The organism is Blastopirellula sediminis (genome assembly GCF_020966755.1).
Lineage (GTDB): Bacteria > Planctomycetota > Planctomycetia > Pirellulales > Pirellulaceae > Blastopirellula > Blastopirellula sediminis.
In genome coordinates this window covers 3,903,771-3,926,671 of sequence record NZ_JAJKFT010000010.1, presented here as the reverse complement: position 1 = coordinate 3,926,671, position 22,901 = coordinate 3,903,771, and the positions used below count along the sequence as shown (strand labels likewise).

Annotated in this window: 19 protein-coding genes; 17 read left to right on the top strand and 2 right to left on the bottom strand. The window is 60.4% G+C overall.

The genetic code is table 11. The features are described from left to right. Positions 1-122 precede the first annotated feature (122 nt). Positions 123-3,893: a mechanosensitive ion channel domain-containing protein gene (locus LOC68_RS27505; protein WP_230225015.1), complete on the top strand. Its 3,771-nt coding sequence runs from the start codon at positions 123-125 to the stop codon at positions 3,891-3,893. A gap of 155 nt (positions 3,894-4,048) precedes the next feature. On the opposite strand, the gene LOC68_RS27500 is transcribed toward LOC68_RS27505, so the two are convergent. Then, positions 4,049-4,486 (bottom strand): ComEA family DNA-binding protein, encoded by a 438-nt coding sequence (locus LOC68_RS27500; RefSeq protein ID WP_230225014.1) that lies wholly within the window; start codon positions 4,484-4,486, stop codon positions 4,049-4,051. A 103-nt stretch (positions 4,487-4,589) separates the two neighbouring features. On the opposite strand from LOC68_RS27500, the gene nadC reads away from it, so the two are divergent. The 14 genes from nadC (at position 4,590) to LOC68_RS27430 (ending at position 19,841) form a co-directional block, all read left to right on the top strand. Beyond that, on the top strand, positions 4,590-5,501 hold the full coding sequence (gene nadC / locus LOC68_RS27495) for a carboxylating nicotinate-nucleotide diphosphorylase (RefSeq protein ID WP_230225013.1): 912 nt from the start codon (positions 4,590-4,592) through the stop codon (positions 5,499-5,501). A 367-nt stretch (positions 5,502-5,868) separates the two neighbouring features. Next, on the top strand, positions 5,869-6,468 hold the full coding sequence (locus LOC68_RS27490; RefSeq protein WP_230225012.1) for a type IV pilus modification PilV family protein: 600 nt from the start codon (positions 5,869-5,871) through the stop codon (positions 6,466-6,468). After that, entirely contained in the window at positions 6,449-7,255 is an 807-nt protein-coding gene (locus tag LOC68_RS27485; RefSeq protein WP_230225011.1) for a PulJ/GspJ family protein, read from the top strand. Before LOC68_RS27490 ends, LOC68_RS27485 begins: the two co-directional genes overlap by 20 nt. Then, positions 7,252-9,459 carry a LamG domain-containing protein gene (locus tag LOC68_RS27480; protein ID WP_230225010.1) on the top strand — a complete coding sequence of 736 codons (2,208 nt, stop codon included), beginning with the start codon at positions 7,252-7,254 and terminating at the stop codon, positions 9,457-9,459. The genes LOC68_RS27485 and LOC68_RS27480 overlap by 4 nt, the downstream gene beginning before the upstream one ends. 28 nt (positions 9,460-9,487) lie before the next feature. Further along, complete coding sequence (locus LOC68_RS27475; protein ID WP_230225009.1) at positions 9,488-9,721, top strand: hypothetical protein; 234 nt, start codon at positions 9,488-9,490, stop codon at positions 9,719-9,721. 4 nt (positions 9,722-9,725) lie between these two features. Beyond that, positions 9,726-10,307, top strand: a complete 582-nt coding sequence (locus LOC68_RS27470) for a pilus assembly FimT family protein (protein ID WP_230225008.1) — start codon at positions 9,726-9,728, stop codon at positions 10,305-10,307. Between the two features lie 62 nt (positions 10,308-10,369). Further along, a complete protein-coding gene (gene pilM / locus LOC68_RS27465) occupies positions 10,370-11,413 on the top strand; it encodes a type IV pilus assembly protein PilM (RefSeq protein WP_230225007.1) in 1,044 nt (347 codons plus the stop codon). Between the two features lie 21 nt (positions 11,414-11,434). Further along, the gene (locus LOC68_RS27460; protein ID WP_230225006.1) at positions 11,435-12,130 is read left to right on the top strand and encodes a hypothetical protein; all 696 of its coding nucleotides are present in this window, start codon (positions 11,435-11,437) and stop codon (positions 12,128-12,130) included. Between the two features lie 14 nt (positions 12,131-12,144). Then, positions 12,145-12,711, top strand: coding sequence for a type 4a pilus biogenesis protein PilO (gene pilO / locus LOC68_RS27455; RefSeq protein ID WP_230225005.1), 567 nt, complete (start codon positions 12,145-12,147; stop codon positions 12,709-12,711). Positions 12,712-12,770: 59 nt separating this feature from the next. Further along, entirely contained in the window at positions 12,771-13,409 is a 639-nt protein-coding gene (locus LOC68_RS27450; protein WP_230225004.1) for a hypothetical protein, read from the top strand. Between the two features lie 36 nt (positions 13,410-13,445). After that, positions 13,446-15,683, top strand: coding sequence for a type II secretion system protein GspD (locus LOC68_RS27445; RefSeq protein ID WP_230225003.1), 2,238 nt, complete (start codon positions 13,446-13,448; stop codon positions 15,681-15,683). After that, positions 15,680-16,183 carry a hypothetical protein gene (locus tag LOC68_RS27440; RefSeq protein ID WP_230225002.1) on the top strand — a complete coding sequence of 168 codons (504 nt, stop codon included), beginning with the start codon at positions 15,680-15,682 and terminating at the stop codon, positions 16,181-16,183. The genes LOC68_RS27445 and LOC68_RS27440 overlap by 4 nt, the downstream gene beginning before the upstream one ends. A gap of 258 nt (positions 16,184-16,441) precedes the next feature. Next, positions 16,442-16,906: a MarR family winged helix-turn-helix transcriptional regulator gene (locus tag LOC68_RS27435; protein WP_230225001.1), complete on the top strand. Its 465-nt coding sequence runs from the start codon at positions 16,442-16,444 to the stop codon at positions 16,904-16,906. A gap of 202 nt (positions 16,907-17,108) precedes the next feature. Next, positions 17,109-19,841 carry a c-type cytochrome domain-containing protein gene (locus LOC68_RS27430; RefSeq protein WP_230225000.1) on the top strand — a complete coding sequence of 911 codons (2,733 nt, stop codon included), beginning with the start codon at positions 17,109-17,111 and terminating at the stop codon, positions 19,839-19,841. A 47-nt stretch (positions 19,842-19,888) separates the two neighbouring features. Here LOC68_RS27430 and LOC68_RS27425 read toward each other — a convergent pair whose 3' ends face one another. After that, a complete protein-coding gene (locus LOC68_RS27425) occupies positions 19,889-20,761 on the bottom strand; it encodes a transposase (protein WP_230224999.1) in 873 nt (290 codons plus the stop codon). 291 nt (positions 20,762-21,052) lie between these two features. On the opposite strand from LOC68_RS27425, the gene LOC68_RS27420 reads away from it, so the two are divergent. Both LOC68_RS27420 and LOC68_RS27415 read left to right on the top strand, forming a co-directional pair. Then, positions 21,053-21,574 carry a hypothetical protein gene (locus tag LOC68_RS27420; RefSeq protein WP_230224998.1) on the top strand — a complete coding sequence of 174 codons (522 nt, stop codon included), beginning with the start codon at positions 21,053-21,055 and terminating at the stop codon, positions 21,572-21,574. Positions 21,575-22,142: 568 nt separating this feature from the next. Continuing rightward, positions 22,143-22,709 (top strand): hypothetical protein, encoded by a 567-nt coding sequence (locus LOC68_RS27415; RefSeq protein ID WP_230224997.1) that lies wholly within the window; start codon positions 22,143-22,145, stop codon positions 22,707-22,709. Positions 22,710-22,901: the final 192 nt, after the last annotated feature.

Below are 22,901 nucleotides of genomic sequence, written 5' to 3'. Positions count from 1 at the left end.
GTCGAATCTTTCCATTATCGCCTTCTGAGCGGTAAATGACATCCCCACGACCTTTACGATCGCTGACTCGTCTTCACGTGAACCGGCAAATTGCCGTAAAATCGTTGCCGTAGGAGACGAAAATGCCGTATCGATTGCTGAAAAACGACCTATTTCTTGCGGTGGCGCTCACTTTGGCGACCATGATGGTCCCTGGTAGTGCGCTGGCTCAGGATACCGCTCCCCCCACCCAAAGCGCCCCAATCACCGCCGAAGATGTCGACGTGCGGCAAAAAGCGGTCGCCAATTTCGGCGGAATTGAAGACGCCGAAAAAGAAAAATTGGCGGGACAGTTTGAGACCGCCGCCAAAAGCTTGAAAGCGGCCGCAACGTGGCTGGAGAAAAAAGCGGAATGGCAGGCGATGATCGACCAGCCGGACCAGCAAGTCGCGAAGCTGAAAAGCCAGCTGGAAACGGCCGAACAATCAATCCGCTCTCCGGTCGACGAAAACTCCAAACTTCCGCTCGTTGAAGCGTCCGTAGAAAAACTGCAGCGTGACCAGACGCAGTTGCAGAACGAATTGCTCAACTCTTCGGCCGAAGCGAACCGCCGTACCGAACGCCAAGTCGCCAATCCCAAAGAGATCGCCGATCTCACCCAGCAAGCGACCGACTTGCAGACCGAATTGGGCGCCTTGCCCGCGGCGATCGACGCCAATCCAACCCAATTGGCTCGCCGTACCGAGATCGAAGCGAAACTGGTCGAAATCCAGGCGCAACTCGACGCCGAAAAGATCGAACTCACCGCCTACGAAGCCTCCAGCGAAGCGCAAGGGCTGCGGAAGGAGCTCGCCACCAAGAAAAACGCGTTCCTGAAGAAAGAGTTGGAGCGTGTCCGCCAACTGGCGACGAAAAAACGCGAAGCCGAAGCCAAGATGCAATTGGAAGCGGCGAAGGACGAGTTGGAGGAAGCTAAGAAAGAACATACCGAAGCGTCCCCCGCGATTACGCAGTTTTTGGAATTGAACACCAAACTGCTGGAAGTTCGGACCAAGCTCTTGGACGTCCTGAAGAGTCGCGAGGAGGAAGTCGCCGCGATGAAAACGCGGCTTGACAATCTACGCGCCCTGAAACAGCAGACCGAAAACAAGGCGGCGCTCGATCTTCCGCCCGACGCCATCGGCGTGATGTTGCGTGAAGCCCGCGCTCAGTTGACCGAAGAACGTCAGTTTCAAGTCGAATTGCAGAACTTGAATGAAGAGCGAAAAACGCTTCAGTTAAACCTGATTGACGTGCGCGACGCCGCGAAAGATCTGCTGGTGCTCAAATCGGACGTCGAAGCGGGAGTGATTGAGCCGTCGGTCTTCATGGAAGGGGCAGGGCGGATTCGCCTCCGGTTATCGCGCAGCCTGAATCGTTTGGCCCAGATGAACGATGCGTTCGCCTTCGCCAGGATGGAAGCGCATGATTCGACGCTACGTACGCCTGATCTGAACGATCCGGAAATCGTCAAGCGGATTGCAGCCGCCTACGAGAGCCGTCTGACGATTGTCGACGATTATGCGGCCGCGACGAAGAAGCTGTTCGACAAGACGATTGAGTTCGAGGAAGACGAACAGCAACTCGCGTCGCTGACGCACGACTTCAAGAACTTTATCGACGAACGAATTCTCTGGATTCGCTCGCCCAATACGGTCGACTGGGAAGAGTTCCAGCAGATGTGGCGAACCGCCAGTTGGTTCCTGTCGCCCGCGAACTGGAACAGCCTCATCAACCTTGCGCTGGCCCAATTCAAACAGAGTCCGTACGGCTTTTTGTTCACGGCGATCTTCTTTGGCGCCTTGTTGTTCTACAAACGCCGAATGCGGCATCGCCTGAACGACATCGGATCGGAGCTCGCATGGAAACGGCTTTCGCCGCTCCGCATGACGACCGAGGCCCTCATCCTGACGACGTTGACGGCGATGATATGGCCCCTGGTCTTTCTGTCGATCGGCTATTTTCTTTCGCTGCTGCGCACCGAATCGGCGTTCGCCGCGGCCCTTTCGGCCGGCTTGTACGCCACGACGTTCGTGTTGTTTCCGCTGGAGATGCTGCGGCAACTGGCTCGGCCCAACGGCGTGATGTCAGCGCACTTTCGCGTGCCCGACGAAGTCACGAAAGTCATTCGCTGGACCAGTGGGACGCTGAAATATCTGTTGCCGCTCGCCGCAGGCGTCAACGCCGCTGCGGAAGAGCATAGCGGTTCGGCAGTCGACGATCCGCTCGCGCGGGCCGTCTTTATCGTCTCGATCGCCCTCGTCACGTTCGTTTTGTGGCGAGCGCTCGGCAGCCAAAGCGCTCCCCGCAAATGGATCATGGAGAACTACAGCAGCGGCGTCTTTCGCTACCTGGCGCCGATGCTGTTCCTGCTGTTCATCGCGACCCCCGTTGCGTTGGCGGTCGCCGCCATGTGGGGCTACTACTACGGCGCGGTCCGCATCGCAGAAACGCTCAACTCGACTCTCTACCTGGTCATTGCGATCGGAGTGGGGCAAGGCTTCCTCTTCCGCTGGATCATGCTGAAGCGAACGCTGCTGCTCCGCGAACGCTTGAAGGCGCAGTTGCAAAAGAGCGAGAAGGAAACGCTTTCGAGCGAGGTCGCCGTCGCCGCCCAAGAAACGCCGGAGCTCGATCCGTCGATCATCGGCGAGCAAACGCGGCACCTGGTCAAAGTGATGTTCGGCGGCATTTTGCTGGTCGGCCTGGCGATCATCTGGCAAGACGTCTTGCCGGCGATGCGTAGTCTGGGACGCACGACAATTTACCCGTTGATCGAATTCGGCGAGTCGGCCGACGCGGCAGTCGCTCCCTCGGCCATCGCGACGGCGCCGACCGCTCCGCCCGCGGGAGACGCAAGCGGCGATCCAGGATCGACGGCGCCAGCGCCCGCTCTCTCGTTGCAACCGGCGCCTCCCGCGTCGACGACGTCGACCGAATATCGGCTGACCCTGGGGGCGCTCGCCCTCGCCTGTTTGGCAGGGTTCACGACTTTCGTGCTGGCTCGCAACTTGCCTGGCGTGCTGGAACTGTTCGTCTTGCCGCGACTCGATCTTGACGCCGGCGGGCGATTCGCCGTCTCGACCATCTTCCAATACCTGGTGGTGGCGATCGGCGTGATCATCACGGCCGGTTGGCTTGGCTTGCAATGGGACAAGATCCAGTGGCTCGTCGCGGCGATGTCGGTCGGTCTTGGCTTTGGCTTGCAGGAAATCTTCGCCAACTTCATCGCCGGTTTGATCCTGTTGATCGAGCGGCCGATCCGCATTGGGGACATCGTCACGATTGAAGGAGTGACCGGCACCATCGCCCGAATTCAAATTCGTTCGACGACCATTTTGAACTGGGATCGCCAGGAGTTTATCGTTCCCAACAAAGAGTTCATCACCGGTCGCGTGCTGAACTGGACGTTGAGCAGCACGCTGAACCGGATCGAAATTCCGATCGGGATCGCTTACGGCTCCGACACCCGCAAAGCGGAAGCGACGCTTCGTGAGATCGTCGCCAATCATCCCTACGTGCTGAAAGACCCGGAACCGCTGGTCACGTTCTCCGGCTTCGGAGACAGTTCGTTGTCGTTTGTCGTTCGCGTTTACCTGGCGAACTTCGAGCATCGACTCGATACGATCCATTCGCTTCACCAACAGATCGACGACGCGTTCCGCGAAGCGAACATCGAAATCGCCTTCCCGCAAACCGATCTCCATATCCGCTCGGCGCCGGAAGAATTGACGCAGGCCTGGAAGAATTCGCTCCGCCCCGCGAACGGCTCTGGTAATGGGAACGGAAACGGCAACGGCAAGCACATGGAAGGGCCGCATAGCCCAACCAGCTCTTCCACTTCGCCGACCGAAAACGGCGGAAAGACCAACTAGCGTCATTGTCGTAGGGTGGGTGGAGCAAGCGTCGAAGAAAACGAACGCTCTCGCTTGACGTCGCTCGCTTGCGTAATCCACCTTTCGCTTGCCAGCGTATTGTTGGGTTTCGCTGCGCTGCACCCAACCTACGAAACCGCCAGCGGCACGAAGAACTAGCTGCCGCTTTCCTCCGCCGGAGAAAGATCGCCGGCGATCGTCTCGACGTCGGCCGCCGGCAGCAGATGCGGTTTGAGACGCTCCAGCGTTCGCGGTCCGATCCCGCGGACGCGCTGTAGGTCGTTATGATCGAGAAACGGCCCCTCCGCCGCGCGGGACTCGACAATCCGCCGGGCCAGCGTTTCGCCAATCCCCGGCAATTGCGTCAGTTCGGGCCAGTCGGCCTGATTGATATCGACGACGAATGCGGCGGGGAGCGGCTCAACATGTTCGATATGGATCGATCGTGAGCGGCGATTCTGGTCGCGCCACGCGTAAATCGAAGTCCCCACGATCAATACCAGCAGCACGATCACCGCCGCCAATTGATCCCCCCGGCGCAGCGTCCACCGCAGGCGACGGTTCGATTTCGGCGGCGGTGAAGCAGGGGACATGGCGAATTCGGGCTCCCAGGGGCGTCGCCTATTATCGACAAAACGGCGACGCCAAGCGAGACTTTAGATTGTCACTAATTCGCCCGTTTTTCCGATCGCCGTCATGCCCAAAGAATACCGCCAGGTGGAGTGGGACGCCCAACTCGCCGATGATTGCCGCCACCTGATCCGTCTGGCGTTTCGCGAGGACCTCGACAACGAGCAAGACTGGTCGACCGTCTCGCTGGTCGCCGCCGATGCTCAGGGAAGCGCCAACATCACCGCCCGCGCTAGCGGCGTACTGGCCGGCACCCAACTGATTCCGCTGATCATCGAAGAGGCGGAGTTGGAGCTGACCTGGACTCCGCAAAAGCAAGATGGGGACGCGATTTCTCGCGGCGACGTCGTCGGCACGCTCTCGGGAAGCGTCCGCGATTTGCTGACCAGCGAACGAACGATCCTCAACTTCATCTGCCGGCTCACCGGCATCGCAACGCTGACGCGCACGTACGTCGAAGCGGCGACCGGCTCGGCCCGCGTTTACGACACGCGGAAAACGACCCCAGGCTGGCGACGCTTGGAAAAATACGCCGTCCGGTGCGGGGGCGGCGTCAATCATCGCGTCGGTCTGTTCGCCGCCGTGATGGCCAAAGATAATCACCTCGCGTGGAGCGAGACGCAGCGGACGCTGGCCGATATCACGCCGCAAGTGCGGCAGTTCCTCACGGCGCAACTCGGCGAAGCGGCCGCCGCCGAAAAGCTGGTCGAAATCGAAGTCGATAGCCTGGAGCAACTCGAAGCGGTCCTCCCCTCGCAGCCCGACATCATCTTGCTCGATAACATGCCGCCGGAGACGCTGCGTGCTGCGGTTGAAATGCGCAATCGCTTGGCGCCCAGCGTTGAACTGGAAGCGTCCGGCGGCGTCAATCTGCAAACGATCGGCGCCATCTCGCAAACCGGCGTCGAACGCGTCAGCGTTGGCGCGCTAACGCATGGCGCCGTATCGCTCGACCTCGGCCTCGACTGGAAAGCGTAGTACGACGCCACTAACGCGAGACGCGATACTAGCCCGAGGCGCGAGCCGAGGGAATGTGTATGGCAATATCGTACAAGCTGGGATCGTACTCCGGGCCGCAAAGCGCATGGCGTCGCTCTTAATCGCGTCCTTCCGCACTCCCTCGGCTCGCGCCTCGGGCTAGTAGTGCCGTCTTACGTGGCGTTTTCGCAACAATTCCGGGACGAATTCTAGATTTTTGGGGTCGATTTGACTCTGGTCGGACAGACCCTATCTTTCAGATGAACTGAAGCCTTGGGGAGGGGTGAAGTTCGTTGCGCGGCGAGGAAGCTAGGAGCTTGAGGGGACCTCGCCGCGCTTTTTTATTGCTCTAACTTTGCAGCCTGCCATGCGTCTTCGCACCCGACTCCCACGCCGCGGATTCTCGCTGATCGAGGCGCTCATCTGCCTCACCGTGATCACGATCACTTCGGCTGCGCTGCTGCTGAGCGTCGAAAGCACGCTGGAAGCGACGATGGACGCGCAGGAGATGACCATCGCATCGGGCCTGGCTGATCAAATGCTGGACGAAGCGCTCGGGCAAGACTGGGTCGATCCGACGATGAGCGATCCTTATCCGACGTCGCTCAGCGCGTCTACCGCCGAAGCGAGCGCGGCCGGCCGGTCCGAATATGACGATACCGACGACTACAACGACTATACGTCGACTCCCCCCACGTCGATTGACGGAATAACTCTTGGACAAAGCGATGGGGCAGGGCGATACTTGCCGGCCAGCTTTCAGATGAGCGGCTCGTTTTTGCAGCGGTGGCGCTGCAAGTGCGAAGTGTATTACGTCGACAAAAACGACCTCAGCTTGGAGCTCGACGACAGCAATTCGGGACCTTACCGCGCGATCGAAGCGACCGTCTTTCACCTGGACGGCACGACGTGGCGGGAAGTTCTGACTCGCCGCCGCGTATTCACGTATGTCCCGCCGACAACCTAACCGCACGACGCGCCGCGGCATGACGCTGGCCGAAATGCTGGTGGCGACCGCCATCATGGGCATGATGGCCGCTGCGCTGAGCACGATCGCTTTGGCGGTGCAGATGGCGCACGAATACGCCGCCGAACAAGGAGTGATGGCGCAGCACGCTCGCGTGATCATCGACCGCATCCAGCGTAGTTTCTCGACCGCGACCGCCAGCGAATCGTTTCCCGGCGCCCAAGTCGTCACTTACTACGATTCGACCTATCCCTTTCCGCAGGCGATCGCCATCTGGAGTCCGACCGCCACGGCGGCCGATCCCGACGGACTGCCGCAGGTCGGCGAAATCAAGTTCTTCGCCGCCGATCCCGACGCTCCCAATCGCCTCCTCGAATTTCAAGCGACCGGCGACACGCGAACCGCTCCCACCTCCAACGCCGCATGGCAAACCCTGATTGACGAGTTAATCGCGGACGAAAACGTCGAGAAGGTGGAACTGACCGATCAGCTGGCCGCCCCGAAACTGGTCTCCGGCGCCGTGAAGTCATACAGCACGCTCCGGTTTGAAATGCGCGTCCGCCCCGACGCGGCCGAAATGGCCGACATGCGCGGCGGCACTAAAACCTGGGAAACGCTCCGCTGGCCGCAACGCGCCTATGGACTCACCTCCGGCACGCGGCAATCGTGGCTCGCGTTTCAATTTCAAATTGCCCCCGATGCGACCGCCGCGCAAGAATCTTCAGTCGATCCTGAAGCCGCGCCGTTCTTCGGTTCCGCCGCCATCTTTTATCTGTTGGAAAAATGAGTTCCGTTCGCCGCCAACGCCGACCTATTCGCCAGCGACGATCCGGCATCGCCGTCGTGATCGTCCTTGCGCTGTTGTCGATCACGCTGGCGATGTCGTACGCGATGATGCGTACGCAGATGAGCGCCAGCCAGATCGAGCGGAACATGCACCGGGCCGGTTCAGCGCGACACGCCGCGTTATCAGGCCTGGCGATCGGCGTGCGAAAGATGCACGCCTCCGATTGGCAAGGGGTCAACGTCCCCTTGAGCGGAACGCTCAGCGACAACGAAAGCTACATCGTCACCTACGAGACCGGCGATGCGAAACTAACCGCCGCCGATCCCGATTGGAGCGAATACCCGTATCGCGTCACCGTGAAGGCGACCGGCGTTGCGTTCGATCCGCTAGATACGACCTACAAGTCGGAGTATTCGGCCGAAGCGGTCGTCCAACTCGTTCGCAAAAAACGAACCGCCAATCCGAGCCACTTCACTTCCTCCCAGGCCTATACGACTTACCTGTGGGGAACGCAGACCAATTCGATCGATATGCCGGTTGCGATCAGCGGTTCGGCCCATATCCAGGGAACGCTCGATCTGCTGCCTTCGATGCCGACGGCCGAACGTCCCTTCTACGGCCTGATCGACGAGCTGGCGATCTTCGACCGACAGGTTGATTGGTATAACATCAATCAAATTTATCAAAACGGTAACGGGGACAACGCTACCGTCTACTCGCAGATCGCCAGTCAATCGCCAAGCTACTGGTGGCGGTTCAACGAATCCTCTTCAGCTTCGACCACGGCTGCAGCGCAAGCGGGAGGGAAGACCGGAACCTATATCGGCGGAACGCTGCCCGGCGTGACCGTCAACGGCACCAATCGTGCGGCGTTTTTCGACGGCAAGACAGGGCATTTGGATCTTGGCAAGTTTGAATTGCCCGCGACGGGAAAGTTCACCATTCTCGCCTGGGTCGCGCCGTTTTCCGGCGACGCCGACAATACGTACGCACGCATCATCTCGAAAGCGACCAGCGTGAACGCTTCCGATCATGTTTTTATGCTCGGTCTCAATAACGGCGGCAGCAGCACTCCACGCCTTCGAACGCATATGAAACTCGGCGGCAGCGCCTACACGCATGTCGCCAGCGGGGGCGACGTGACGCCGGGGCAATGGTCGCTGGTCGCCGTCACCTACGACGGCAGCACGCTCCGATTCTACAAGAACGGCAGCTATTACTCAGGCTATTCGGTCAGCGGGACGCCGGGAACCAACAGTGCGGCCAGCGTTTGGATCGGCGATAACCCGCCGGGGAGCGCACGCACGCGCTATCTGAGCGACTTGCAGAAGATGAATACCGCCGGCCTGGGCGACGCTCGCCCGCTAAAAGGGAGCGTTCGTTTGAACCAGTCGACGAACGCGTACGCCGGTTGGCTCACCTTGGCGCGGATGCTTGGCCTGAGCGTCAACTTTGCAACCTTCAACATAACGACGCCGACCGAGATCACCGCGGCGGCGACCACGTACCAACTTTATCCCGGCGGCAAGGCTTACACGGTTCCGGCCGTCAGCGGGACCGTCAGCAATCGCTCGTACGCTCCTAGCATGACCGACAATCCGCTGGGAGTCGTCCGTCTGACCGGGAACACCACCTTCGGCAGCAACATTAAGTTCGAGGGTATGTGCATCACGCCGGGGGACGGCATCGACCTGACCATCAGCGGCGACAACGTCCAATTGAAGGCGCCGACCCTGCCGGCCTTGATCCACGAAACGGGTACCTGGGAGCTGCCGGCGATCTATGGCCGCGACGACGTCTTTATCAACGACGCCCAAGCTACGATCGAGGGCGCCGTCATCGCCAGCAACGCATTTGAAGTTCAAGCGGGCGCCGACGACGCGAAATTCGCGCTGACCGGCATGCTCCACGCTCAACAAGCGACGATCGGAACGCGAGCCGCTTGGGACGCCTATTCGGGCGACTGGGGCAATCAACTCTCGCAGTTCATTGCGGCGACCGGCGGCGACGCCGACGACTACTTTCCGCAGTGGCTGGCCGAACAACGAGGGCTGCAGCCGAACGACAATTTGTCGATCGCCCCCCCGGCCGAGGCGAGAAGCTACTATTGGCCGGATTTATCGCAACCGATATACGTAGCGGATCCAACCGACGAGGGTCTCGCTTGGGAATATGTGCGCCGCAGCGAAAATGGCGCTGGCTAAACCGAACGACTATGGGAGTTTACGTCCGATGAACAACGAAAAACGCTGGTTCGCACTGCTCGGCCTGAACGCGCTGGCGATCGTGGGAATGGTTGCGTGGCAATCGCAGGCCCAAGCGCCGGCCGCAAACATGCCGTTCGCCAACGCCGTCGCGCAGCGCGAACAGATGATCCAACTGCTGAAGGAATCGAATCAACTGCTGAAAGAGCAAAACGCGATTCTCCGCAGCGGCAAGTTGAAAGTGGAATTGGCGGAGAAGTAGATCGATGCGCTCGACGGCTCTTAAGCGCGGCTTTACGCTGATTGAACTACTGCTGGTGGTGGCGCTGATAAGCATCGTCACCGCAGTCGTGCTGCCGCAGCTTGCGCCGACCTTTGATCAACAGCTACGAGGGTGCGGTGAGATCGTCGTCTCGGATCTCGACTACGCACGCAGCCTGGCGATCGCCAACGGATCAACCTATCGAATTACGTTTGACGATGCGGCCAACACCTACACGCTGACCCATGTCGGCACGAACGCGACGCTTGATACGTTGCCCCGCTCGCCGTTTCATAACAACGAAGCGAATCGCAAACAGCAGGTCACCTCTCTTTCCGACCTGCCGCACGTCGGCGTAAGCGTTACGATCCTTGGAGCCGTCGTAACCGGCAATACCGATACTCGTACGACCTTCGTCGAATTCGGTCCTCTGGGAGAAACTACCGCGACAAAGCCGACAATCATTTGGCTGCGCGCAGGGAGTGGCGTAGATTCCAAATACGCGGCCGTACGGATTCATCCGATTACGGGCGTCGCCACGTTGGAAGATCCTACGCAAACCCCTCCGGACATTCCCGCCAGCTAACGACCGCACGAGAGCGGCCGACCGGCGGCGGAACGCTTCCGGAATCGCCTTCGTTAGCTCGCATGATTCGCCTCCCCTTCAATTCGACTGGTCCGATCGGCGTCGACGTCGGCTCGCGCTCGATCAAGATGGTGCAATTCAGCGCCGATCGAAAGACGCTGCACGAATACGCCACGTATGACCTGCCCAGCGGATCTGATAGCGTACCGAGCGGCGAAAAGCTGCAAGCCGCGCTGCACCATTGCCTGGAAGGGCGACGGTTTCGCGGCAAAGACGCGGTCGTATGCTTGGGCCGACGCGATCTGTTCCTGCAAAACATCCGCATTCCCAAAAGCGAAACGAAGCCGCTCGAACTGCTTGTCCAGCAGGAAGCGGCGGGACGCATTCCTTACTCGGTGACCGACGCCGAGATCCGCCATTTCGCCACTTGCGACGTCCGCCAGGGAGACGTCGCCGCTCAAGAGGTGGTGGTGATGGCCTGCCATCGTCCGACGCTCGAGCAACGCCTGGAAACGATCGAAGCGGTCGGCCTTCGTCCGTTGGCCGTCGACGTCGAACCGGCCGCCATTTTGCGCAGCTACTGCAATCAATATCGCCGCGAGTCGGACGCTACCGATCGCGTTCTCTACGTCCATATCGGCAACACCACGACCGTCGTCGTGATCGCCGAAGGGGACAAGATCCTGTTCATCAAATACCTCGACCTCGGCGGGCGTCAGTTTGACGAAGCGGTCGAAAAGCGGCTCGACATGTCGGCCCAGCAAGCGGCCGACCTCCGCAAGCACAACGGCGATCGCCGCCGCACGCAACAAGACCCCGAAATCGCTCGTAGTTTGGCCGAAGCGATGCGGCCAATCGTCGAGAAGCTGCTGACCGAGCTTTCGATGTGCGTCCGCTACCACAGCGTCACCTTCCGCGGCAAGCCGCTGGTCCGACTGGTTCTGTCGGGCGGCGAAGCGAACGAACAATTGGCCGAAACGCTCGGCAAACGACTGTCGCTCGACACGGAGCTGGGCGACCCGCTTCGCGTCTACGACGAAACGCAACAAATCACCCGGCGCAGCATCTGGGACGTCGCCGTCGGACTCGCTCTGCGAGCCACGTAACGGCGCCGCCAGGATACGACCATGCAAGACATCGACTTCCTACCGAAGAAATTCCGCGATCGGCGAAACCGTCGGCGAGCCAACGTCTATCGTTGGGTCGGCGCGGCGGGAATCGGCGTGCTACTGGCCGTCGCGGCGCTGCTGCAACTTGGCATACAGCATCAGCTGAAGGCGCATCGCAACCGCTTGGAAGCCCAATACCTGGCCGCAGTCGCCAAACGGGATCAGTTGGTGACGCTCCAGTCGAAACTAACCGAACATCGGAACGAAGCGCAGTTGTACGCCGCGCTCCGCAGCCATTGGCCGGCGACGCAACTCTTGGTCTGCATCACGGCGCCGACGCCTGAGTCGCTGTCGTTCCGCGAATTGAAAATGTATCAAGAGATCGCGTCGGTCGCGCGACGTCGCGAAGAGGAAGAGGAGGCCAACGCCACGGCGAAGGCGCCTACCTTGCGCGACTTCGAGTTCTTTCGCTCGGAACGCAAGGCTCGGACCGCCAAGATCGACGTCGATGGAGACGTGATGGAGGTCTCAGAACTTTACGAGTATCTCGTGAAGCTCAACGATCACCCGCTGATCCAACGCGCGATTATCGAATCGGTCGAACCGGTCGCCCATGGAGACGACTCGGGACGTTCCGAATTTCAACTGCAAGTCGTCCTGACTCCGCCGCCGGGAGCCGATGCGGTTCCTGCTGCGACGACCGCCTCGCGATAGGGAAAGCAAGGGACATGGCCGAATCCGCAAAAGCTCCGAAAAAACCGCAGACCGCCAAGTGGAAGTACGTCGTCCTGCTGGGCAGCGTCGCCGTGGCGTACGCCGCGTTCGTCTATCTGCCGCGTCAGCAGCACATTTCAGCGCTGCGCGACGAGATCAACCTGATGCAGACGACGATTGACTCGGAAGCGGCCCTCGACGCCCAATTGAAGGCAGTCGGCGAAGAGGTCGATCAGGTCGAAGAGTTTCTCGCCCCGTGGCATGCGGTCTCGGAAAAAGATATCGACGCCGGACGCGTTTACCACTTGCTGACGGCGCAAGCTCGCGCCGCTGGCGCCGAAAAGTTGAGCCTTGTTCCGATGCCCGAGCAACGCCATGCCAGCTTGGTCGCCCAGCCTGTTCAGATCGGCTGCCAAGCCAAGTTCGCCCAGATCCATGAGATGCTGAAGCGATTCGAAGAGCTTCCCTACGTCCTTTGGGTGAGAAGCATCGAACTCTCACCGCTAGCACCAAACGAAGACACCCTGCAATGCGAGCTAACCTTGGAGTTTTTTGTCGATTTTGACGGCAAATCCGGTTAGCTCGACGCTATCAGCGTCCGATACATAGAAAGACGGAGCGGAAACGTTTCGTAGAGACCATGAAATCGCAATCCCTGGTTGCTCGCATCAAGAAAGAGGTCCAGAAGAGCCCGCAGAAGGCGGCGGTGCTTGCCGGACTGTTTTTGGTCGCGCTTTGGTTTTGGGCGCCGCTGGTGAAAAAGTGGCTGCCGGCCAGCAAATCGAGACCGGCCCCAAGCGACGTCGCGATCGAGCAGCCGTTGGCCGCGACGCCGCAACCGCAGGCGTCCAGCGCCGGGAACGAGATGAATTGGCGGACCTGGTCGAAGCGGATGAAAGAGAATCCTCGGATGAAGTCGGCCGAACTTCCGAAGGGGAGCCTCGACCCGTTCCGTAAGATCCAAGTCGCCGCTGCGGAAGATCCGAAAGAGAACGTCGCGGCGCCGGTTGCAGAAGTGAAACCGACGCCGGACGACTTGTTTGTTCGCTCGGTGATTGTCGGCCGCACGCGAGCAATCGCGCGGATCAACCAGGCGAACTACGAAGTGGGAGACGTGGTGCAGACGGCCCAAGGGGTCAGTTTCGTGATTAGCGCGATTGAACCGAACGGCGTGATCCTCGCTCGCGACGGGGAGACGTTTGATCTCCACCTGAAAACCTACGACGTGAACGAATCGGACAAAACGTTGGTGTTGCGGCAGGGAACGCTGCAACCGTAACGCGGGAAGTCACTTTCCTAACGACATGGAAGTCGAATGCAATTCTTAATCCGAACGACGGTCTTCGTTCTGTGCGCCATCGCTGGCGTCGCTGCGGCGATCGGTCTGGTTCATTATTCGGACGACCTGCTCGACAGTTCCCTCTTCGCGCTTCCGCCGGTCGCAGACGCCGCTGATTCCGCTTCGCCGATCGCCGCTGCGCCGACTTCGCCCCTCGCAAACGCTCCGGCCATCGCCGCTTACGCTCCGGCCGTCACCCAAGACGTCGATATCGAAAGCCTGAAGAAGTCGATCGAAGCGGCCAACGATCGCCAGAACGAGAACATGCAGTTCTTCACCAAGGCGATCGACTCGATCCGCGACGTCGCGCAGTCCAGCATCAACGCTCAAAAAGACAACAACGCGGCGAACCCGCTGGTCAATCCGGCCAACCCTGCCGCTCCGATGAACGGCGGGCTCTTCGCTCCGCCGCCGGTCGCCGGCGCCGCTCCCGGAGCCTTGGATCCGCTGGCCAACGCCCAGCCGACGCCGAGCGAACTCCCCGAACCGAATCCGCTGCCGACCGGCCCCCGCATCATTCGCGGGGAAGGGGACGACGGCCTGACGATCGTCATCCAGGACACCGACATTCGCGAAGTGCTGGAAATGCTGAGCGAGCAGGGGAACCTGAACATCCTGCCGACCAACAACGTTCGCGGCACCGTCTCGGCGTCGCTGACGAAGGTGGACGTGCGGACCGCGCTGAACGCAATTCTCCGTTCGACCGGCTACATCACGTTGGAAGAGAGCGGCTTCATCTACGTCGGCACGCCGGCTGAACTACACGCGATGAACAACATGGGGGACCGGGTTCAGACCCGCATCTATCGCCCTAACTACATTCGCGCCGTCGACCTGCAAACCCTGCTTACTCCGCTCCTCACGCCGGAAGTGGGCGTGATCAGCGTTTCGACCGCCGCCCAGATCGGCATCGCCGCCAACAGCAACACCGCCGGCGGCGACGATTTCGCCGGCACCGAAGCGGTCATCGTCCGCGACTACGAACATAAGTTGGTCGAAATCGATCAGGCGGTCCGCGAGCTCGATCGACGTCCGCTGCAAGTGGCGATCGAAGCGACCATCCTCTCGGTGAAACTCGATGACGGCGTCGACATCGGCGTCAACTTTGAAGCGCTCCGCGACAAGAACACGGTTCGCCTCGTCTCGGGCTTTCCGCTCTCGGCGCTCGACAACCTGAAACTGACCGACGGCGGTTTGAAGTTCGGCTTCCTCGATTCGAGCCTGGCCGTTTTCATCGACGCCCTCGAAACGTTCGGCGACACCAGCGTCATCGCTTCGCCGCAGTTGCTCGTTTTGAACAAGCAGCGGGCCGAGATCCTGATCGGCGAACAAAAAGGTTACATCAGCACGACCGTCACCGAAACGGCGTCGACCCAATCGGTCGAATTCCTCGAAATCGGTACGCAACTTCGTCTCCGTCCGTTCATCACCGACGACGGGATGATTCGCTTGGAAGTCCATCCCGAAATCTCCGACGGGGACGTCAAAGTCGAAAACCAGATCACGTTGCCCAACAAGGTAGTGACGCAAGTGACGACCAACGTCATTTGTCCCGACGGCCGCACGATCATCATCGGCGGTTTGATCAAGAGCGATCTCCGTCGCAACGGGTCGCAGATTCCGTATCTCGGCAGCATTCCTCTGATCGGTCCGGCGTTTCGTCAAAAACAGGAAGAGACCTCGCGCGACGAACTTATCGTGCTGCTGACGCCGCGGATTGTCGACGCCGCCCACATCCCCAGCGACGGCGAAGTGTTGCAGGGAGTCTTCGAACAACAGCATGAAAACCTGGCCGACAAAATGTCGCCGCTCGGCAAACGCTACCTGGGACGCAAGTACTATCGCATGGCGACCGCCGCTTGGGCCACCGGCGACGCTTACTCGGCGCTCCGCTACTGCAACCTGGCGATTCACTTTGATACCAGCAGCCTGGAGGCGGCCGAACTGCGTAACGTGATCACGCAACAATCGGGATTGGGAGATCGCTCCGTCGTCACCCATCTCCGCGAAGGATGGGTTCCCCCAAGTCCGCCGCACCTTCCCGAGGTCTCCCCTTGGCACATCGAGCAAGTGCAGACGCCGCCGCCGATGATGATGCCGCCGCCCGAGTTCGGTCCGGGTCCTGAAGCCGGGCCGCAAGAGTTCGCCCCGGCGCCGGTAGTCACGCCGCAACACTTCGCTCCCGCGCCCCAAACGCCGCAGGTGAACCGATGATCCGCCGATTTTGCCTTCTCGCCTTCGCATTTTCCGGCGCCGTCGGCTGCTCTCACCTGCCGAGTTGGAGCGAGCCGCTGTTGCATCCCGGTCGCGACATCGAAGAGCGTAAAGCCGAAATGGCCGAATCCATTTCGCAGCGACAAGCCGACACACGCCTCAAAGCGGCCCAGGCCCACTTCGCCTCCGGCGAAACTGCCAAATGTCGGCCGCTGGTCGAAGAGTCGCTGGCGCTCCGCCCAGACTCGATTCCAGCGCTCCGCATGGCGGCCGAAGTCGCGCTGGCCGAAGATCGTGGCGCCGATGCGATCGCCTATTATCGTCGCTTGGTAGAACTCGAACCGGCGGACGCCCAAACGCGTCACCTGTTAGGGGTCGCTCTTGAGATTGAAGGGGAAGTGATCGAAGCGAACGAGCAGTTCCAACGAGCCGCGCAGCTCGCCCCCAACAACCCGGTCTACCGGATGAGCCAGATCCCGACCGGCCCGCCGATTCGCTAACCCGCTGGTCAACCAATCGCAACCGACGTCGCCTCCGCGGGTTGCTCTTCCGGCGCGAACGCATGATTCTCGCGCAGATCGCGACTATCCGCAGCTAGTCTCGTAAGCTTCGGCCATTTCGCTACTTGCGTTCCGCCAAACGGCGAAAGCCGGCCGTTTCTGCCGGGCTACATCAAAAACTGCTTTCTCAAAACGCCGCCTCCCCTTAAGATGCTTCATGAGCAAATCATTCGCCTGCCATCTTTGTGATCTTCGCCTGTGCTTGAATACGACTTTCACAACAGCATCAGCCATTGGGTCTGCAGTACGGCCCACCTGATTCAGCGTGAGATGAACGCCGCCCTGGCGCCGCGCGGCATCACGTTTCGCCAGGCGCAAGTTCTCGGCTCTTTGGCCCTCGAAGGGAATCTCTCCCAGGTAGAGCTCGCCGATCGGATGGGGGTCGAACCGCCGAGTCTGGTTGCGATCCTCGATCGGATGGAACGAGACGGTTTGATCCAGCGGCAGCCATGCCCGAAGGACCGTCGCATCCGCCGGATCGCTCCCCGCACCGAAGTGATGCCGATGTGGGAACAAGTGGTCGACACCAGCCGAGCGATGCGTGCTCGCATCACGCGCGGCATGACCCCAGAGCAAGTCACGTTGCTCGATCAACTGCTGACCATCGTCCGCCAAAACCTGAAGGGGGATGAAAAACCAGACGCCGCGGCAACAACCGCCTAGCGAGCGCAAACAGCGGACCGATCTGGCGGAATGCACGAAAAGGTTGCTTTGGAGTGCGAAGGCGATGTGTTAGAATTCAAGGGCGCCGTTTTTATATAATTTACGGCGTGCCCCGCCTCCCCAGCCCTCCTTCCTACCAACCTTCCCGGGATGAGCCAGTCCCTTCTGGGCGCTTGCTTCTTCCGACCGCCAGGATCGAAATATGCGACGCATCGCGCTCTGTTCGCTTGTCGTGCTCCTTTCCACTTCGGCCCTGTACGCTCAGGCGATTACGATCGCCGACGTCAAACGAGACGCTCCCGTTTCGTTCGAGCAGGAAGTGCTGCCGATCTTGCGGCAGAGCTGTCTCGCCTGTCACAGCGAGAGCGAAAAGCAGGGAGAACTCGCCCTCGAGACGCCGCAGCAAATGCTGCTCGGCGGCGACTCCGGTCCCGCGATCGTCGCCGGCAAGGGACTTGATAGTCTGCTGCTGAAGCTCGCCGCGCATCAGGAAGAGTCGTTCATGCCGCCGCCGGAGAACGACGTCAACGCGCCGCAACTCACCTCCGAACAGCTCGGACTCCTCCGTCTCTGGATTGATCAAGGAGCCAAAGGAGGACCGTCGACCGTCACGGCGCCGCCGCTGAAATGGGAATCGCTCCCCGGCGTCCTCAATCCGATCTACGCGCTGGTCGTCAGCCCTGACGGCCAGCAAGCCGCCGTGACGCGGGCCAACCAGCTTTTCGTCTACGACATCGCCACCGGCAAGATGGTCGCGCAGCTGCAAGACACGTCGCTCAATCCGGCGGCCGCCCATCAGGACCTGGTGAAGGCGCTGGCCTGGAGCCGCGACGGCCGCTTGCTCGCCTCGGGCGGTTTCCGCGAAGTGAAGCTGTGGGAAAAGCCGCGGGAAGCGCGTTTGTCGACGCTGACCACCTCCGCCGCCACGACCGCGATCGCCGTCAGCAGCGACAGCAAACAACTGGCGATCGCCGCCGCCAACAACGAGATCCAACTTTACAACGCCGATAACGCTCAAGCCGCCGCCAAACTGACCGGACACACCGCTCGCGTCACCGCCGTAGAGTTTACCGCCGACGGCAAACGAGTCGTCTCCGCTTCGCAAGATGGAACAATCCGCGTCTGGAACAGCGGCGATGGCGCCCAGGCCATGACCCTGACTTCCCCCGCGCCGATCGATGCGCTGACGCTGCTGCCGGCCGCCAAACCGGAAGAGCAACAACTCGTCGCCGGCGGCGCCGACAAAACGCTACGCGTCTGGACGATTCCGGCAGAAGCGCCAACCGCCGAGAAGCCGGCCGAGCCGATCCATACGATTCCGGCTCACGACAACGCGATCACCTCGCTGGTCGCGGTCCCTGGACAACCTTCGCAGGTTTACTCCGGAAGCCTCGACGGAACGGTTCGCCGCTGGGATCTGGCCACGCAAAAAGCGACCGTCACGCTGACGCATGGAGCGCCGGTTCTCGCGATCGACGTTCGTGCCGACGGTAAACGCATCGCCTCGGTCAGCGACAACGGAACCGCCAAGCTGTGGGACGACGCCGGCAAGCAGATCGCCGAGATGAAGGGGGACGTCGCCAAACAAGCGGAGGTCGCCCGACTGACGGCCGATCATAAGGCGACGGAGCAGCGCGTCGTGTTGTTGAAGAATCGACTCACCACGGCCGACGAAGCGCTGAAGGGGCGAACCGAGGCGCAAAAAGAGACCGAAACCGCCCTAGCCGCCGCCAAAGAAGAAACCCAAAAGCAAAAGACCGCCGCCGAAGAAGCGGCCAAAACGCCTCCGGCCGATCCGCCGGCGGAAAAAGATCCGAAAACCGACCCCGCGCAGCTATTGGCCGACGCCGAAGCGGCCGAGAAGCTGGCTCTTCAGAAACAAGAGTCGGCCAACATCGCCGTTAAGAACGCGCAGAAGTATGTCGACGAAGTAAAAGCGTCGGTCGCCGCCGCCGAAGAGCGGGTCAAAGCGGCCGTCGCGAGCGTCGCAGCCGCCAACCAAGCGGTCGCCGAGTCGCAGCAGCCGCTCCGCTCGGTTCGCTTCTCGCCGAGCGGCCAGGTCGTCGCCACTTCCGGCGATTACCACAGCGTCGAAACGTGGAACGCCGAAACCGGCGCCGCGATCAACGCCTTCAAACAGCAAGCGTCCCCTTGCTACCCGCTGGCGTTCCTCGCCGATGATCGCGTCGTTTCCGCTTTTGGCGAAACAGAAGCGGTCATCTGGAACCTGAATCCGTCGTGGCATTTGCTTCGCACGATTGGATCGGCTGAGCAGCCGGAACTGATCTCCGATCGCGCCACTTCGCTCGACTTCAATTCGGCCGGGACGCAACTCTTGGTCGGCGGGGGCGCTCCTTCCCGTAGCGGTGAGCTGAGCATCTTCAACGTCGCTGACGGCAAACGCCTCCATCATTGGGCGACCGCTCATACCGATACGGTCTACTCGGTTCAGTTTTCGCCCGATGGAACCGAATTTGTTTCGGCCGGTTCCGATAAGTACGCCAAGTTGTGGGACGTGAACCAAACCGAAGCGATCCGCCGGTTTGAAGGACATGGGGACTATGTTTTGGGCGCCGCCTGGAAAGGGGACGCGACAGCCGTCGCCACCGTCTCCGCCGACCAGACGCTGAAAATCTGGGACGCCGAATCGAGCGATCTGCAGCGTACCGTCCAAGGCTTCGCCGGCGACAATACCGCGGTTACCTACGTGGGCGAAACCGACCAGGTCCTCTCCAGCTGCGGCGACGGCACGGTCCGCCTGCAAAACGCCGCCAACGGCAGCACGGTCCGCAATTTCGCCGCCGGCATCTGGCTCCACTGCGTCGCGACGACGCCCGACGGCAAGCGAATCGCCGCCGGCAGCGACGACGGCCGCCTCTTCCTGTGGGACGGAACCAATGCAAAACAGCTGCACGTAATCAAAGTCGGAGAGTAGTCCTCCCCAACTAGCCCGCAGCGCAACAGCTTTTTGCACGAGTCGCCCTAAGTTCTTTTCGTTCGTCGCCGTTTGAGGCCGTTGAGGATCAGTTTGGCTTGGACCCAGCGGCGGACGCGGCGGTAGGTTCTGGCCCAGGCCGGTAGGCATGCGAGACCGCCGCCCCAGTTCGTCAAGTTGCCGAAGAAGCGTTCGATCGCCACGCGTTCGTCCATAATCTGTTGCGCGATTTGCGGATCCGAGTCTTCCAGAATCTCCTTCGAGCGCAGTCGTCCGGCCGTTTGCGGGCGATGCCCGAACCCTTTGTCTGGTCCGTAACGACGCGGTGCGATCAGCTCGATGTCGCCCCGCTCATCGCAGATGGCGAACAGCTTATTCGAGTCGTAATTGCCGTCCGCGACCAGACGTCCTTGGATGGTTGTGGTACGCAGTATTCGGCGAGCCATCTCCCGTTCGTCGTCCTTCATCGACGCCATTCTCCAGTCGCCGATCATGCCGTTTTTCCCGAAGATTAAGTGCAGCTTGTAGCCTTTCGCTTTGCCGCCAGTCGCTCGCCCGTACGTCGCTTGCCTGTCTTTCGAACAGCCGCTAATCGCAAGCGGCTTGCCGTCGATGAACCAGGTATCGCAGGCGGCCGAATTCGGCCGTAGCACGCGATCTTCAACCTCTTTAAGAAACGCACGAACGTCATGCGAACGCATACGACGCGACATCGTCGCGTTCGACGGCAACCGTTGACGTCGCTCATGAATCGGCCAGTTCTCGCGTTCGCAGGCCCAACTAATCGGGCGGTCATGAATCACCGCCCAGAACCAAACCCGCACGACCTCGATGACGGTAAACGTGCTGCGCGGATCAAACCGCGGCTTGCCAATCTCGCGAAACGCAGCGAGAATCGATCTCCAGAGTTGGCGTTCCATGCTCGGTCTCGTTCTTAGTGGTATTTGAAAGAGACTAACATGAACGCCAACTTCTTTTTGCGCAATACCTTATCGCGGCTGGCGCAAAAAGCTGGCAAGCAAGGGAATTCGTCCGGACAAAGAATAGAACACGGAAGCCACGGACGAGTCACGGTAAGAACACGGCAAGAATAGTAGCCCACAGCGCGCCCAATAGTAGCCCGAAGCGCAAGCGAGGGAAATGCGTCCGCAAGCAGAGCGGCAGGCACGGCCTGCCCTACGACCCCAAATGGGCGACATTGGCAAACGATCGTGCACGACGCGGATGCGCTGCAAGACGAAGCGGAACGCTGGAAAGACGCCGCGCTCGATCAGCGAATGCGTTCACGAATTCGCCTCGCGATGACCGACCTCGGCGAGGCGCACGCGACGAAGCTGCGGGTCCGCGAAAACTGCGGCATGAACGGTACGAAGTTCGCCCGGGCGTGGGATCGGATGGTTGCGGAAGGGGAGATCCAAAAGATCGTCAACGAGAAACAGGTCTACTATCCGAGTTATCGATTAGCCAAACCGGTCGCGAAAAAAAATGACGCGTCCGAGTCCACTCCGCTCGTAGGGTCCGCTGTGCGGACCATGGGAAGCGCAAACGGATTGGCCAAATCGATCGACGCATCTGCGGTCCGCACAGCGGACCCTACGGGAGATGCGCTACGCGCCGAAAAAGATCGCACTCGCGGTCCAGTCGATCCGCAACCTTCAACCGACGCTCTTAAAAATGCCCCAACGGGGCAACCTAAAGCAGCCCTGGGTAAGTGCATGCGTTTGAAATGGTAGCCCCAACGGGGCGATCTAAATGGAAACGCTCCATTCGCGTCGCGTTAAAAAAATCGTCGTTGCGGTCCAGTCGGTTGGTTTTGACCGAACGCCGGCGCCCGTTTAGCGCGCCCCTTTGGGGCTTCGGAAAAAATGGAAGATCGTGACCCAGGGCTGCGTCGCCAGGGGCGACTTACCCCGGGCCAGGTTAGTTCGCCCCGTTGGGGCGGATGGAAGAGCGTGCGCTGTTTGGCAATTTGGAATTGTTGCGCTGCGGCTTGCGTTGGTTGCTTGCGGCCGCATTCCCTCGCTTGCGCTTCGGGCTACTATTTGGGCGCGCTTGCTGCTTGGGGGCTTTCTCTGGCCGTGGTCTTACGGTGACTCGTCCGTGGCGTCCGTGTTCTATTCTTCTTCCCAACCGCATTCCCTAGCTTGCAATTCCAACTCCATCCAGGGGCAGCTATTTCGTTGCTAGATCCGACCGCCCCCCCAAAAAAAACTTCGCAACCTTTGGCGATTGCGTCATAATAAATGAATCGCATAGGCGGAGTTCTACCGCACCGCACAAATCCCCAAGGGAGGCGAAACCATGCGACTATGGATCACAGCTATCGCACTTTGCTTGTCGGGCTGCGTCGCTCCGAGCGTGACGAAGCCGCTGGGGACGCCGCTCGAACAGCCTTCTTTGGAAAAGCTAACCGGCGTCTGGCAAATGCCCAACGGCGACTTGATCAAAATCAAGAACGTCGAGCGTCAACTCTACTTTGGAGTCCTGCAATTCGACGAAAATGAGCGGACGTTTAAAGCCCAGACGCTGGAAGGAATCATTACGACCAACGCGGATCGTAAGTTTCTGTTTGTCTGCGGGACCGGCAAAACGGACGAGTATTTCTTTTCTGAGGTGACGCAACTTGGCGACGACGTCATTACGCTGCGCAGCCCCGATCCGGAGACTTTTCGACAAGGCGTGAAGGAAGGAAAGATCAGCGGTGAGATCGTTACCGAGAAGTTCCGCGAAAAGGAATACGAGCGAGCTCGCATCGACGCCGATGAGGACGCATTTTTCGCCTTCCTCGCAGAAAAAGGGAGCGACGCTTGCTTCCCTCCGAGCTCAGAGCAGACGTATCGAAGACTAAAAGATTCTTCGTCGCCGTAGAGCGAGTGAATTTGCAGTCACGCGCCGTCGGAAGGCACGCGAGCCCGTGGCGATTGGCGGCCGCATTCCCTCGCTTGCGCTGCGGGCTAGTGATACGCCGGGTATCGTGCGGGCAGAAGTAGGCTGCCAAGAAACAGCTGCGTCCGGATTCATTCATCCGGACGCTTTCCCTCGGCTTGCGCCTCGGGCTAC